Annotated in this window: 10 protein-coding genes and 1 tRNA gene; 8 read left to right on the top strand and 3 right to left on the bottom strand. The window is 74.3% G+C overall.

The genetic code is table 11. The features are described from left to right. Nucleotides 1-190: 190 nt before the first annotated feature. The gene (locus ABT112_RS31330; protein WP_351515170.1) at nt 191-802 is read right to left on the bottom strand and encodes a histidine phosphatase family protein; all 612 of its coding nucleotides are present in this window, start codon (nt 800-802) and stop codon (nt 191-193) included. A 379-nt stretch (nt 803-1181) separates the two neighbouring features. On the opposite strand from ABT112_RS31330, the gene ABT112_RS31325 reads away from it, so the two are divergent. The 7 genes from ABT112_RS31325 to ABT112_RS31295 all read left to right on the top strand — a co-directional run bounded on the left by ABT112_RS31325 (nt 1182) and on the right by ABT112_RS31295 (nt 8932). Continuing rightward, nucleotides 1182-2318 (top strand): phosphatase PAP2 family protein, encoded by a 1137-nt coding sequence (locus tag ABT112_RS31325; protein ID WP_351515169.1) that lies wholly within the window; start codon nt 1182-1184, stop codon nt 2316-2318. Next, nucleotides 2215-3750, top strand: coding sequence for a hypothetical protein (locus tag ABT112_RS31320; RefSeq protein WP_502975502.1), 1536 nt, complete (start codon nt 2215-2217; stop codon nt 3748-3750). Before ABT112_RS31325 ends, ABT112_RS31320 begins: the two co-directional genes overlap by 104 nt. Then, a complete protein-coding gene (locus ABT112_RS31315) occupies nt 3741-5315 on the top strand; it encodes a hypothetical protein (protein ID WP_351515168.1) in 1575 nt (524 codons plus the stop codon). Before ABT112_RS31320 ends, ABT112_RS31315 begins: the two co-directional genes overlap by 10 nt. A 371-nt stretch (nt 5316-5686) precedes the next feature. Continuing rightward, complete coding sequence (locus ABT112_RS31310) at nt 5687-6970, top strand: AAA domain-containing protein (RefSeq protein ID WP_351515172.1); 1284 nt, start codon at nt 5687-5689, stop codon at nt 6968-6970. A gap of 374 nt (nt 6971-7344) precedes the next feature. Next, nucleotides 7345-7713, top strand: coding sequence for a DUF8844 domain-containing protein (locus ABT112_RS31305; protein WP_351515167.1), 369 nt, complete (start codon nt 7345-7347; stop codon nt 7711-7713). 351 nt (nt 7714-8064) lie between these two features. Then, on the top strand, nt 8065-8805 hold the full coding sequence (locus ABT112_RS31300; RefSeq protein WP_351515166.1) for a bifunctional DNA primase/polymerase: 741 nt from the start codon (nt 8065-8067) through the stop codon (nt 8803-8805). A gap of 53 nt (nt 8806-8858) precedes the next feature. Beyond that, nucleotides 8859-8932: transfer RNA gene (locus ABT112_RS31295), tRNA-Lys, on the top strand. 240 nt (nt 8933-9172) lie between these two features. Here ABT112_RS31295 and ABT112_RS31290 read toward each other — a convergent pair. Continuing rightward, entirely contained in the window at nt 9173-10414 is a 1242-nt protein-coding gene (locus ABT112_RS31290) for a M6 family metalloprotease domain-containing protein (RefSeq protein WP_351515165.1), read from the bottom strand. A 271-nt stretch (nt 10415-10685) separates the two neighbouring features. On the opposite strand from ABT112_RS31290, the gene ABT112_RS31285 reads away from it, so the two are divergent. Next, nucleotides 10686-12587 (top strand): putative bifunctional diguanylate cyclase/phosphodiesterase, encoded by a 1902-nt coding sequence (locus ABT112_RS31285; RefSeq protein ID WP_351515164.1) that lies wholly within the window; start codon nt 10686-10688, stop codon nt 12585-12587. Nucleotides 12588-12936: 349 nt separating this feature from the next. Here the strand turns inward: ABT112_RS31285 and ABT112_RS31280 are convergent, their stop codons facing one another. After that, a complete protein-coding gene (locus tag ABT112_RS31280; protein ID WP_351515163.1) occupies nt 12937-14037 on the bottom strand; it encodes an LLM class flavin-dependent oxidoreductase in 1101 nt (366 codons plus the stop codon). Nucleotides 14038-14360 lie beyond the last annotated feature (323 nt).

The following is a 14360-nucleotide window of genomic DNA, read 5'->3' as shown; positions in this document are numbered from 1 at the left end:
CTACTCGACGCTCTTGCGATCTGGGGTTCCGGAAGCTTCCGTGTATTTGTGGCCCCCAGGGCCGTAAATATACGTTCCGGAACCCCCCACCCCGGAGCCCCCACCCCCGAAACCACCCACACACCCGCACCCAACAAACAAGGCCCGCAGAAACGAACCGCAAGACCCCCAAGCGCGCGCCGCACGGCGACTACCGCCCTCCACCCCCAAGATCAAGGTGCCCCGTCTCGTTCCACGCCTCGATCGCCGTCTCCCCATACGCCCACCCCAGAATCGACAGCGACGTCGGATTCAGCTTGATCCGGGCCCCGAACGACACGTCCTCCCCCAGCCAGCGCGCCGCCAGCGCCCGCAGAATGTGCCCGTGCGCGAAGACCAGCACGTCGCGGTCGGCCGAGCGCGCCCACTCCACCACCGCGTCCGCCCGCCGGGCGAGCTGCTCCAGGGTCTCCCCGTCCGCCACGCCGTCGCGCCAGATGAACCAGCCTGGCCGCTGCGCCTGGATCTCGGTACCGGTCAGCCCCTCGTACGCGCCGTAGTCCCACTCCATCAGCGCGTCGAACGGCTCGGCACGGTCCCCGAAGCCGGCCAGCTCGCAGGTCTCGGCCGCCCGGACCAGGGGGCTGGTGCGGATCTCCGCGTCGGGGAGCCCGTTGAACGGGGCCCGGTGCAGGCGCTCCCCCAGGAGCTTCGCGCCGCGCCGCCCCTCTTCCAGGAGCGGGATGTCGGTCCGCCCGGTGTGTCTGCCGGACAGTGACCATTCCGTCTGCCCGTGCCGTGCCAGCAGGATGCGGGGAGCCATAGCGGACCTCTCGCCGTGTTGCGTCGTACGCGCCCGCCGCACAGCACCCGCCGCCTGCACGAAACCGCACGAACCCGTACGAGACGAACCCGCACAAGCCCGCCGAGCCAACGCGGCCACCGCGCAGGTGGTGCCCGTGCGACAGGTGTGACCTGTCGTCTCCATCATCACGCAGATGTTCGGGAAGCAACCCGCCGGGCGGACTCCACGTCTTCCCGCCCGGACGGCCGAACAGGGGACGGCCGAGGCCCGAAGGGCATCCGAACGGCGGGCGAAGCAGGGGGCGAGCGGCACCGGGGGCGGTGTGCCGACATATTCACGTACACCGTACAGTTGAACGAGCGCCTCGGTGCCGTCCCAAGACTTGGAGAGCGTCCGCATGCCAGCGACCGCACCCGCGCACCACACCGCGGAGAGCCGCCCCAGCCGGCCCCGTTGGTGGACCGAACTGCCGCTGGTGATCGTGGTGTACGCCGTGTACTCGGCGGGTCGGCTGCTGGCCCGGGGAGACGCCACCACGGCCGTCGATCACGGACTGGCGATACTCCGCTTCGAGCAGGAGTGGGGCCTCAACGCGGAGCACCCGCTCAACCGGATCTTCACCGCGCACGCCTGGGTGGGCATACCCGCCGACTTCGCGTACGCCACGCTGCACTACCTGATGACCCCCGCGATCCTGATATGGCTGTGGCGGCGCCGCCCGGCGAGCTACCGCGCCGCCCGCGGCTGGCTGATGGGCTCCACCCTGCTCGGCCTGATCGGTTTCACCCTCCTTCCGACCTGCCCGCCCCGCCTCCTCGAGGCGGGGTACGGTTTTGTGGACACCATGGCCCAGTACAGCGCGTACGGCTGGTGGGGCGGGGCGGCGAGTGCGCCCCGCGGGCTGGGCGGCCTCACCAACCAGTTCGCGGCGATGCCGAGTCTCCACGTCGGCTGGTCGCTGTGGTGCGGGGTGATGCTCTGGCGGCACGGCCGCGGAACGGCCGCCCGGGTGGCGGGCATCGGCTATCCCCTGCTCACCACGCTGGTGGTCATGGGCACCGCGAACCACTACTTCCTGGACGCCGTCGCGGGTGCGGCCGTCATGGGGGCCGGGCTGCTGCTGACGCCGCCGGTGCTCCGGCTCGTCGACCGGGCCCGGGAGCGCGCCGGTCTCCGTCCCGCCCCGGGGGCGCCGGTGGCCGTCCGTTCCACGGCCGCGGCCGAGGCACGTCCCGCCACCCCGAGCACCGCCGCCGCATCGAACTCCACCACTTCGCCGCACCCCACCACTGCGCGCGCCACCACTGCGCCGCACCCCACCACTGCGCCCGGCGCCACCGCCTCGCCGAGCGCCACCACTTCCCTCACCCCGGCCGTCCCGGAAAGCGGAACCGAGACGGCTGTCGGTGGCGGATGCGAGACTTCGGCGGGTGAACGGATCCCTCGACAGCCGAGCCGTGGCGGCCGCCCCGACAGCGCCGCCACCGCAGGCCCTGCCACAGCCGGGGACGGCACTCCGGCAGCGGCTCGCTGAGCTGCGCGGACCCTCCGCGGCACCGCAACCGCTCGACGCCCGTGCCCTCGCCGCGCTCGCGGCCAACCCGGGCTGCCGTCGGCGTGCTCTGCTCGACGGCGCCGGCGTGAACAAGGCCGCCCTGGCGCGTGCCCTGGGTTCACCGGCGACGTTCGGCCAGTCCCAGTTCGCGTTCGTCCGCGGCAACGCCTTCGAGGCGCGCGTCGGGGCGGGCAGCGGTGCGGAGCTGATGCGGCTGGTGCACGAGCGCCTCGGCGGCACCGCGGCACCGCCCGCGCCGGACGAGGTGGACGTGCCCGATCTGACGGCGGCGGGCCCCGAGGGCCGGGCCGCCCGCACCAGGATCGCTCTCGCGGATGCGACGTCGGCCGGACGCTGGGCGCTGCTGTTCCACCCCATGGTGCCGCTGGACGTGGCCGGCTCCCCCGTCCATCTGGAACCGGACGCCGTGGTGGTGCAGCCGGACGGGCGGTGGACGGTGGTGGAGGTCAAGTCCTTCCCCGTGGTGGACGGCGCGGCGGACGCGGCGAAGGTGGGCGCCGCCGCCCGGCAGGCCGCGGTGTACGTGCTGGCCCTGGAGCGGCTGGCCGGAGCGATGGCCGCGACCACGGCCGCGGGAGCCCCGGCCCCCGGCGTCCGGCACACCGTGCTGCTGGTCTGCCCCAAGGACTTCTCCAACCTGCCGGTCGCCGAGCCGGTGGACGTGCGCAAGCAGCTGTCCGTCACGCGGCGCCAGCTCACCCGGCTCACCCGGATCGAGGAGATCGCGGCGGCGCTGCCGGAGGGCACCACGTTCGACCTGCGGCTCGCGGACGACGGCAGCACGCCGACCCGGCCCGCGGAGGAGCTGACGGAGGCGGTCGAAGCGGTCGGGGCGACGTACGCCCCCGAGTGCCTGGCCGCCTGTGAACTGGCCTTCCACTGCCGCTCCCGGGCCCGGGCCGAGGGCGCGGTGGAGACGCTGGGCCGCGGGGTCCGGGGCGAGCTGGGCGGTCTCACCACGGTGGAGAGCGTGCTGGCGGCGGCGTACGGGGAGGACGGGCCCGCCGCCGGCGAACCGGCGACCGGTGAACCGGATCCGGGTGCAACGGATACGGGTGAAACGGGAGCCGACGCTCCGGAGACCGCATCCCCGGAGGCAGACGTCCCCGAGACCGCAGCCCCGGAGACCCCAGCCCCAGAGACCCCAGCCCCAGAGACCTCAGCCCCGGAGACCGATGGCTCGGGGACCGATGGCTCGGGGACCGATGGCTCGGGGACCGATGCCCAGGAGACCGATGGCCCCGAGACCGAAGACCCGGCCGTCGAAGCACTCCGCAGGGCCGCCGCCCTGCGCACCGAGGCGCTGGCCGGATTCGCGCCGGCCGCCGGACCCGATGCAGCCGCCGGATTCGAGCGGGCCGGACGCAAGAGGGAGGCCCCGTGTCGTTGATCGCCACCCTGGCCCGGCTGGAAGCCGTACGGTCGGGGCGCGCCCAGCCGGGCGCCACCGTGCTGCACCGTCATCTCTCCGCCCGGCCCCTCGTCTTCGTCCCGCTCACCACCGCGGGTGAGGCGGGCGCTCCGCTGGGGGCGCTGGTCGGCACCGACCGGGACGCGCCGCGGCTGCTCGTGGTGGCCCAGCCGCGCGACCGTGATCTGCGGTTCGCGTTCCTCGCGGACCTGGCGGAGGCGGTGCTGCCGCACATCGACGCGTACGCGGACGACGTGGAGACCGAGGAGCGCAAGGAGACCGACCCGGAGACCGGCAAGCGGGTACCGGTCGAGGTCGAGCTGTGCACGGACGCCCCGCAGCTGCTGGTGCCGAGCACGGCGGGGGTGGAGTTCGTCCGGCTGCTGGGGCGGTCGATGCGGTTCCGCCGCACCGCCGAGCAGGACCCGGAGACGCCCCATCCGGCGCCCGCCCGGGTGCCGCTGCTCGGCCGCTGGCTGACGCACTACGGCGAGCGGTCCCGGGTGCCGGGGTCGTCCCTGCTGCTGTCGATGACGGAGCTGCTGGGCCGGCACTGGGCGACCGGTCAGAGCAACCTGGAGGACCAGCATCTGGGCTCCCTGCTGGCGTGGATCGACCCGCCGGACGGCGAGTCGGGGGCGGAGGCGGCCCTCCGGGCCGAGCTGGCGCGCGACGGGGACGGGCTGCTGCGGTGCCCGCCGGCCGGTCCCGCCACCGACCCGGTGTTCGACAACACGCTGCTGGCCCCGGCCATGTCCCGGTTCGACGCGGCGCGTTCGGGGACGGCGGGCGCGGCGGCCGGCCCGCGGGCCGTCGCCGCCGCGGAGGCCGAGATCCGCACGCTGGTCAGCGCTCAACTGCGGCCCACCTGGGACGCCCTGTGGCGCGGGGTGGATCTGCTCCGCGCGCTGCCGCCGGGCGGCCATGTCGAGGACCGGTGGAAGCGCGACCGCTGGTCGTTCACCGGCCACCGGGACCGGGTCCGCGCCGGTGAACCGCCGCAGCCGAAGCGGGACGACGCGGTGACGGCCGCGCAGAAGCTCGCCACCCGGGAGACCGCGCAGGCGCAGCTCGACGCGCAGGAGGCGCTGGACGACCCGCTGGTCATGGCGAGCCGACGACTGGCCGGGGAAGCCTTCGCGGGGGAGGTCACGGAGGTGGTGATGGCGTACAGCGAGGCGAAGGTCCCGCGGCCGCGCCCGCTGGTGACGGTGCGCACGGAAGACCAGCCATATCTGGCCGAGTCCGCGAAGGTGTACCGGGCGCTGGGCGACGGGCGGACGCAGCCGGCGGAGTTCGTCTCCTACGCGGCGGGCGGGCTGGTCGTCCGGCTGACGGGCGGGATGGGCCGGGGCAAGGTCCCGGAGCCGGGTTCGGTGCCGGAGAGCGGCGACCGGGTGTGCTGGACGCTGTTCGAACATGCGCCGCGCGGCGGGCCGGAGCTGCCCGACCCGGAGGAGACGCCGTGGACGCACGGCGGGCCACCCGGCTCTCCGGCCGTGTCCGAAGCCCCCGACCCGGTGACCGATGAGGACTTGCTGTGAGCGACGACCCGACGGGCCGGTGGGCCCGGGACGGCCGGGTGCCGAACGCCCGCGTACCGAACGGCCCCGTACGGAACAGCCCTGCACGGAACAGCCCTGCACGGAACGGCCGGGGACCGCACGCCCCGGATCCGCACGCACTGGATCCGCACGCACTGGATCCGGACGGCCCGAGGCGGGACGACCGTCACCCGGGCCGCGCGGCGGTGCCGGACGGCCCCGGCGACGGCCCCGGCGACGGCCCCGGTGGCGCCCGCGGCCCCCGTCGCCCGTATGACGACGGCGGTGCCGCCGGCTCCGGTCCGGGCAGCCGCCCGGCCGGCGACGAGCCGTTCGATCCGGGAGCCGCCGCGGCCCGGGCGACCGACGCGATCCTGCACGCCACCCTGCACGGCACGCACCGCGGCGTGGTCGTCGACTCGCCCCCGGGGGCCGGGAAGTCGACCCTCGTGGTGCGGGCCGCCCGCGAACTGGCCGCCGCCGGGCGCCCGCTGATGGTGGTGGCGCAGACCAACGCGCAGGTGGACGACCTGGTGGACCGGCTGGCGACCGCCGAACCGGACCTCCCGGTCGGCCGGCTGCACAGCAGCGACCCGAAGGCGTACGACCCGGTCCTCGACCGGCATCCGTCCGTCCGCACCTCCGCCAAGGCCGCCGACCTGGCCGGGCTCGACGTCGTGATCTCGACCGCCGCGAAGTGGGCGCACACCGGGAACGTCGAGCCGTGGCAGCACGCCATCGTGGACGAGGCTTACCAGATGCGGTCGGACGCGCTGCTGGCCGTGGCCGGCCTGTTCGAACGGGCGCTGTTCGTCGGCGACCCGGGGCAGCTCGACCCGTTCAGCGTGGTGGGGGCCGAGCAGTGGGCGGGCCTGTCGTACGACCCGTCGGCCAGTGCGGTCAGCACCCTGCTGGCCCACAACCCCGATCTGCCGCAGCACCGGCTGCCGGTGTCGTGGCGGCTGCCCGCGTCCGCCGCGCCGCTGGTCTCCGACGCGTTCTACCCGTACACGCGCTTCCGCAGCGGCACCGGGCACGGCGACCGCCGGCTGGGGTTCGGGGTGCGGTCGGACGGTTCGGCGGCGGACCGGGTGCTGGACGAGGCCGCCGAGTCCGGCTGGGGGCTGCTGGAGCTGCCCGCCCGGCGGACGCCCCGGACGGACCCGGAAGCGGTCGGCGCGGTGGCGCAGGTGGTGCGGCGACTGCTGGACCGGGGCGGGGCCGCGACGAGCGAGCGCTCCCCGGAGCCGGTGCCGCTGACGGCGGACCGCATCGCGGTCGGCACGGCCCACCGCGACCAGGCGGCGGCCGTCCGGGCGGCGCTGGCCGGGCTCGGGGTGTCCGGGGTTGCGGTGGACACCGCGAACCGGCTGCAGGGCCGGGAGTTCGATGTCACGGTGGTCCTCCACCCGCTGTCGGGCCGGCCGGACGCCACGGCGTTCCATCTGGAGACGGGGCGGCTGTGCGTGCTGGCCTCGCGCCACCGGCACGCGTGCATCGTGGTGTGCCGGGCCGGGGTGGCGGAACTCCTGGACGAGCACCCGTCGACGGAGCCGGTCCAGCTCGGCGTGACGGTCAAGTTCCCCGACGGCTGGGAGGCGAACCACGCGGTGCTGTCGCACCTCACGGAGCACCGGGTGCGCTGGCGTCCTTGAACGCCGGCGTCCTCGAACCTACGGCGTCCTCGAACGCCTGCGTCCTTGAACGTACGGCTCGCCGGGACCGGCACGCACTCGGCGGGCGCGGGGCATCGGGGACGACGGGACGAAGGGGTCCGGGGGGCGCCGGCCCCCGGGTGGCCGGACCCAGGTGGCCGGACCCAAGTGGCCGGGTCCAGGTGGCCGGGTCCAAGGGTGACCGGGGTCCGGTGCCGGGTACAGGACAGGGGGCTGCGGGTGCCGGGCCGCGCTCGCCGACGGCCCGCGGAAGGCACCTCGGAGCCGCCGGGAAGTGCCTGCGGACGTCTCGCCGGACGCGGGACAATGGAGAACAGCAAAGTCTCATTCGGGAGAACGGCGGAGGTAGTTCCATGTCGGAGCCGGGGTCGGCTCACCACCAGACGGACGACGCCAAACGACGGCTGCGCCCCGCGGCACTGCTCTTCGAGCCCGCGGAGGTGGCCGAGGACGACGAGCACTTCTTCGACCTGGAGTCGATCGACGACCCCAAGGAGCTGCTGGGGCGGTCGACGGAGCTGACTCTGGCGTTCCGGGAGGCCGCCGACCGGGCGACCGAGTACCAGGCGATCGCCGCGGCGCAGCTCGCGGACCCCCAGCGCTTCGACAGACTTCCCGTGTCCGCCATCGCGGAGCGGGCGGACTGGAGCGAGGACTACGCGATGCGCATGATCGAGTTCGGTCGCGACCTGCTGCGCAACGGCGGTTCCGCCGCTCCCTGACCCGCCGGACCACACCACCTCCCCGCCCGCACCGCATGGCGCGCCGTCTGCGCCAGGCCATGCGGTCTGTGTCGGCCATGCGGCCCGGGCCCGGCCATGGGGTCCGGGCCGGCCATGCGGTCCGGGCTGGTCATGGGCGTGCGCGGCACGAACGGCGGCACGAACGGGCAGCACGCTCCGGCGCCCAGGACCGGCGCGCGGTACCGCACGGCGAACGGGCTCCTGGGCCGCCGACGGCCGCACCCGGCCGTGGGCATATGCGGGCGGGAAGGTACCCCACCACTCCCCACCCTGTCCCCGTTTCTGCTATTCACCGGAGTCGGAGCATCCCAGTCCGGTACTTGTTTGTTTATGAACGACTGGCAGCGGGACAGCTGGCACTTCGACGCCGACCGGCGCCCGGACGTCTCCGACGCCGGCGCCCCGGAGCCGGGCCCCGCGGAGCCCGGCCCGGAGTCCGCGTCCAGCTCCCCCACGGCCGGGCACGGCGGCCGCCCCACGGCGGGGACGCGTCCGGCGGCGGGCCCACGCCGGGCCACCAGCGGCCGGGTGACGAGCGCCGGCGCCCAGTGGCTGGTGTCCGCCGACCCGGCCCCGCACCGCCTGCTCGCCCGCTGGTCACGCCACCCCACCGCGCCCGGCGTCCTGCCCTGCGGCACCGCGTTCGACGTGATCAACGTCCCGGCCGTCTTCGGCCGCCGGATGCTGGACCGGCTGTGGTCCGAGGGCCCCGGCACCGGGCCGGTGTCGGTGCACCGCAGCCGGATGCTGATCTTCGCCACGACCGGCACCGCCCGTCGGCTGCCCGAGCTGCTCGGCGGCGCGGCACGGAGCCGCGCCGTGCCACCGCTGCTGTTCCACGGCGCGGGGGACGCGGTGGCGGTGCCGCCGCCCGCCGGACCGCCGCGGAACGCCGGCCCGGAGTGGACGGAGCGGGGGATATCCCGGTGGCTGGTCGCCCCGGAGGTCCGGCACCCCTGGCTGCCGGGGCCCGAGATCCTGCTCCGTGCCGTCGTCCATGCAGCTCGGAGCTACTGCGCCGGTGCGGACGAGCGCGGCGGAGCGGCGGAATCCGCCCTCGCCCCGGGCTGAGGCTTATCGATTTTTGATCCCCCGGATCCGGATGCTAATGTCTTCCACGTCAGGCGCCGCTAGCTCAGTTGGTTAGAGCAGCTGACTCTTAATCAGCGGGTCCGGGGTTCGAGTCCCTGGCGGCGCACTTACGGTTACACCGTTGACCTGGGCTTCCTCGCTCGCGAGGGAGCCTTTCGTCATTCTCGGGCACGGGTCAATCCCGGGCACGGGTCTCTTCTCGGGCACGGGTCTTTCCCGGGCGCGGACCGCTCTCAGGCCCGGACCGCCCTCGGGCACGCGCCGTCCGCCCGGGCCCCGCTCGCCCCGCCCCATACCCCGGCGGCCCCATACCCCGCCGGCTCCGCCGACTCCGCCGGCCCCGCCGTCAGGGCCGGGTCACCTTGACCGTCCACCGGCCGCGGCTGTCCGTACCCAGCACCTCGACCACGACCCCGCTGGCCCGGTCGGTCATCCGCTCCCCCACGCCGAGCGGCGCGTCCGCCAGAGGCGGATAGACCGAGGACTCCCGGCAGGCGCTCGTCCGCGGGTGACCGTCGAGCACCTCCATCGGGCCGCCGCCGGAGGCGGCCCCGCTGCGCACCCGGTACACCAGCACGCCCCTGGTGCACGTCCCGGAGTCGTTCCCCCGGTTCTCGCGGACCTCGAGCGCGAGCGCGGCCGCCTCCCCGGTCCGGACGACCAGGAGCCGCTCGCCGTCGCCCGCACCGGGCGCGGCCGGGGCGGTGAGCGGGGTGAGGCCGTGGACGCTCGCGCCGCCCCGCCGGACGCAGCCGACCTGGTGCCGGTCGAGCCAGCCCAGCTTCCATTTGTGCCAGCCGAACGGTTCGGGCGCGAGCCCGAACTGGCTGCCCATGAGGTCCCAGTCGCCGACATGGGTGTCCCAGTCGCCCTTGCCGTCCCGGGGCCGCTTGTAGAGGTCGGGCAGGTCGAAGACGTGGCCGGTCTCGTGGGCCAGCACGTTGCGGTCCGGGGGATGCTGCTCGAAGACGGTGACGATCCGGCGCAGGGCCTTCCCGTCGGCCAGCAGCGGACGGGCGAAGTTCACGACCTTGGTGGCGTCGGAGTCCACCCCGGGAGCGTCGGGATCGGCGATCAGATACACGATGTCGTACCGGGAGAAGTCCACCCGGCTGTCGGCGGCCTTGACGGCGTCACGGAGGTACGCGGTCCGCAGACCCGGGTCCCAGTCCCGTTCTATCCCATAAGCGCCGGACGTGCGCGGCATCGTCACCCAGGTGCGCACCGGGTGGGCGCGGAGCTCGAAACGCCCGTACGACGCGCGGCGGAAGAAGCCGGAGGTGTCGGGGAAGTAGTCGGCGGCCAGTTCGTCGGGGGTGGCATCCGGGGTGGAGTCGGGGAAGGACAGGAACACCATCACCGCGTCGAGGCGGCCCTGCGGCCTGGGGTAGGCGGCGTTCCAGGAGTCGACCCCTTCGGAGTGGTGCGCTCCGGTCCGCGCGAGCGCGCACGGACCCGCCGCCGAATCGGCCGCTGCGGGGCCCGCGACGAGCGAGGTGGCGATCATCGCGGTGAGGGAGGTGAACGCGGCCGCGAGGCTGCGCAGCCGCGACCGTTCCACTCCCCCGGGTGTCTGCGGACGCGGCACGTCGACCTCCCCGAGCGGAATCGGAACTCCTCATCCACCCTGTGGGGGTTCATGCCTATATGTCCTGTTCCGGTGGCCCGGTCGAGTGATCGGGAGGGCACCTTCCCGTGTCACTGACAGTCACAGAAGGTCATTGAGGGAACAGGGGCGTTCAAAGGCGTTCAGGAACGGTCGTGACGGCCGCCACGGGTGCCCGGAATCACGCCTGCCTTACTGGAACGCCCCTCCCACCGGCCTCTATGATCGCCACATTTCCAGCGCGGATTCCTCCATGGGCGGTCGTCCGCAGCCGGCCGGACCACCTCTGCGTGATCTGTACGAGACGAGTGCCCTGAGGGAGCGAGCGGTGAGCGAATCCCCCGACGGGCCGGGCCACGGGCCCGGCAGCACGGTGCCGACGGTCACGGAACGTAGTGCGACGGGCCGCCGGTCCCGCACCGAACCCGGGGTCGGCAGACCCGCCTCGGAAGTACGTGATCTGCAGGCCGCGTTCAACGCCGCGCAGCTCGCCATGGCGGTCGTCGACCGCGAGGGCAAGGTGATCAGTGCCAACCAGGCGCTCGGGGCCCTGCTCGGCGCGGAACCCGCCCGGCTCACCGACGAGCCCGCCGCCGACCTCGTCGGCCTGGGCCAGGACTCCCGCACCTGGGCCGCGTACTGCGAAGTGCTGCGCGGGCGCAGCGAACGCCTCCGCTGCACCCAGCGGCTCAAGAGTCCGGACGGGCACTCGGTCTGGGCGGATGTGACGGTCGCGCCGCTGGCCGACAGCCGCAGCGTGCTGATGTCGGTCGCGGACATCAGCGACCGCCGCGACCTCCAGGCGCGCCTGCGCCACCTGCAGATGCACGACCCGGTGACCCGGCTGCCCAATCGCGCGCTGTTCTTCGAGCGGCTCGCCGCGGCGCTGGACACCTCGGTCCATCCGCGCGGCAGCACGGGGCGGATCGGGCTCTGCTATCTCGACCTCGACGGCTTCAAGGCGGTCAACGACACCCTCGGGCACCGGGTGGGCGACCAGCTGCTGAGCGCCGTCGCCCAGCGGCTGGCGCACTGCGCGGACCAGGCCGGCTACGGGCGGCGCGGCGGGCACCTGGTGGCCCGGCTCGGCGGCGACGAGTTCGCGCTGCTGGTCGAGGACTCCACCGGGACCGAGCAGCTGTCGGCGCTCGCCGGGTCCGTACTGGCCACCCTGCAGCGGCCGTTCGAGCTGGCCGGGCAGCGGCTGTCCATCTCGGCGAGCATCGGCGTCGTCGAACGGGTCGCCGCGGGGACGACGGCGACGGCCCTGATGCAGGCCGCCGACACCACGCTGTACTGGGCCAAGGCGGACGGCAAGGCCCGCTGGACCCTGTTCGACCCGGAGCGCAACGCCCACCGGATGACCCGGCAGGCGCTGGCGAGCACCCTCCGACCGGCCGTGGAGCACGGTGAGTTCACCCTGGAGTACCAGCCGCTGGTCGGCCTCGGCGACGGGTCGGTGCGCGGGGTGGAGGCGCTGGTGCGGTGGCGTCACCCGCAGTTCGGCACGCTCGCGCCGAATCGGTTCATCGGACTGGCGGAGGAGGACGGCTCGATCGTCGAACTCGGCCGCTGGGTGCTGGAGACCGCCTGCCGGCAGGCGCGCCGATGGCAGCTGGAGCACCCCGACGCCCCGGTCTTCGTCAGCGTCAATGTGGCCGTGCGGCAGGTGTGGGACTCGGACCTGGTGGCGGACGTCGCCGGGATCCTGGAGAGCACCGGACTGCCGCCCGAGCTGCTGCAGTTGGAGCTGACCGAGTCCGCCGTCATGGGATCGGCCGGGCGACCGCTCCAGGCCCTGCAGGCGCTCAGCGACATGGGGGTCTCGATCGCCATCGACGACTTCGGGACCGGCTACTCGAACCTCGCCTACCTGAGCCGGCTGCCCGTCTCCACCCTGAAGTTGGACGGATCGTTCGTGCAGGGCTTCCGGGACGAGGAGCATCCGAACCCGGCCGACGAGACCATCGTCGAGGCCCTGGTGCAGCTCGCGCACCGGCTGGGGCTGACCGTGACCGCCGAGTGCGTGGAGAGCGCCGAACAGGCGGACCGGCTGCGGCGCATCGGCTGCGACACGGGGCAGGGGTGGTTCTACTCCCGCCCGGTGCCGGCGGACCGGGTGTCGGCGCTGCTGGGCCCCCACCCCGCCCCCTGACCTCTCCCCCGCCCCTCCCCTCCCCTTCCCGGTTCTCCCGTCGGCGGCCGCTGCCGAGACACCGTGGCGGACGGTCCGCCAGGCCGTCATTCACCAGGGCTGCCCTTCGCCAGGGCTGCCGTTCGCCGGGACTGCCTTCGCCAGGGCTGCCGTTCGCCGGGACTGCCTTCGCCAGGGCTGCCGTTCGCCGGGACTGCCTTCGTCGGGACTGCCTTCGTCGGGACTGCCTTCGCCGGGGCCGTCGTTCGCCGGGCCGCCGCCTGCCGGAGGCGGCGATCCGCGGGGGCCGTCACCGGGCCGCCGAGTCTGCCGCGGATCCGCCGAGTGTGCCGGGGGCGGCGGCGGGGCGTCAGTCCTGGGCGCCGGGGAGCCCGTAGGCCTCGGCGATCAGTTCGTAGGAACGCAGCCGCGCCTGGGCGCCGTGCGCATTGCCCGTGATCATCAGCTCGTCGGCGCCGGTCCGCTTGACCAGGCCGTCGAGTCCGTCGCGTACGGCATCGGCCGTACCGTGCACGACGTTGCGCAGCCAGCTCTCGGCGAACTCCTGCTCCAGCGCGCTGAACTCATGGGCCTCGGCCTCTTCCGGTGACGGGATGAGACCCGGTCGTCCGGTGCGCAGCCGGACCATGGAGAGGGCACCGGTCAGCACCTGCCGGCGGGCCTCCTTCTCGTCCTCCGCCGCAAGCGCCGAGACACCGATGAGCGCATACGGCTCGTCGAGCGTCGCGGACGGACGGAAGGACTCACGGTAGAGGTCGAGCGCGGGAATCGTATGGGCGGCGGAGAAGTGGTGGGCGAAGGCGAACGGCAGCCCGAGCACCCCGGCGAGCCGGGCACTGAAGCCACTGGAGCCGAGCAGCCAGACCGGCGGCCTCGCCGGGGCCTGCACTCCGCCGGCGACCGTGCCCTGGACCGGTCCGGGCACGGCGTGGATGCGGCGGTAGGGATGGCCGTCGGGGAAGTCGTCGTCCAGGAAGCGGGTCAGTTCGGTCAACTGCTGGGGGAAGTCCTCGGCTCCTTCGTTCAGCCGGTCCGTGCGGCGCAGGGCGGCGGCCGTCGCTCCGTCGGTCCCCGGTGCGCGGCCCAGCCCGAGGTCGATCCGTCCCGGTGCCAGGGCTTCCAGGGTGCCGAACTGTTCGGCGATGACCAGCGGAGCGTGGTTGGGCAGCATGACCCCACCGGAGCCGAGGCGTATCCGCTCGGTGTGGGCGGCGAGGTGGGCGAGGATCACCGCGGGGGACGAGCTGGCCACGCCGGGCATGGAGTGGTGCTCCGCGACCCAGAACCGGTGGTAGCCGAGCCGCTCCGCGCCCCGCGCCAGTTCCACGCTGGTCCGCAGCGCGTCGGTCGCGGTCCGGCCACTGCCGACGGTGGCCAGGTCGAGAACGGACAGCGGAACCGGTGCGGTCCCGGCTGCCCCGGCGCGGATGCTGTCGTGCTGCTCGGCCATGCCTGGCCCGCCTCCCTGGTTGGTCTGCCTGCGACGCAGGCAGCAACCGGAGACGCACTCCGCTTATTCCCGGGTCCGGGTCCGGGGTTCCGGGGCAACCGGACCCCGCCCCCTCGCCCGTCGCCCCTGGACTCGCGGCTCCGGGACCAGCGCCCGCCCCACCCCGGCCCGGTCCGGCCCGGTCCGGGGTCCGCGTCCGGGGCCAGTTCCCGCATCCGGGGCCAGTCCCGGCCCGTGCCCAGCACGCCCCACCCCAGTCCCGGAAGACCTGACCCGGCCGGGCCCGAGGCCCTTGCCGCGCCCGAGGCGTACCGCCCGTCCCG

The organism is Streptomyces sp. NPDC002055 (genome assembly GCF_040296705.1).
In the GTDB taxonomy this organism is placed as follows: Bacteria; Actinomycetota; Actinomycetes; order Streptomycetales; family Streptomycetaceae; genus Streptomyces.
Note: the sequence above shows the minus strand (reverse complement) of the source record. Positions and strands in the feature narration are given on the sequence as shown.

Coding starts and splice junctions, on each gene's coding strand:
- ABT112_RS31330 (WP_351515170.1), bottom strand. CDS start 802: ATGGCTCCCCGCATCCTGCTGGCACGGCACGGGCAGACGGAATGGTCA.
- ABT112_RS31325 (WP_351515169.1), top strand. CDS start 1,182: ATGCCAGCGACCGCACCCGCGCACCACACCGCGGAGAGCCGCCCCAGC.
- ABT112_RS31305 (WP_351515167.1), top strand. CDS start 7,345: ATGTCGGAGCCGGGGTCGGCTCACCACCAGACGGACGACGCCAAACGA.
- ABT112_RS31300 (WP_351515166.1), top strand. CDS start 8,065: ATGAACGACTGGCAGCGGGACAGCTGGCACTTCGACGCCGACCGGCGC.
- ABT112_RS31285 (WP_351515164.1), top strand. CDS start 10,686: ATGGGCGGTCGTCCGCAGCCGGCCGGACCACCTCTGCGTGATCTGTAC.
- ABT112_RS31280 (WP_351515163.1), bottom strand. CDS start 14,037: ATGGCCGAGCAGCACGACAGCATCCGCGCCGGGGCAGCCGGGACCGCA.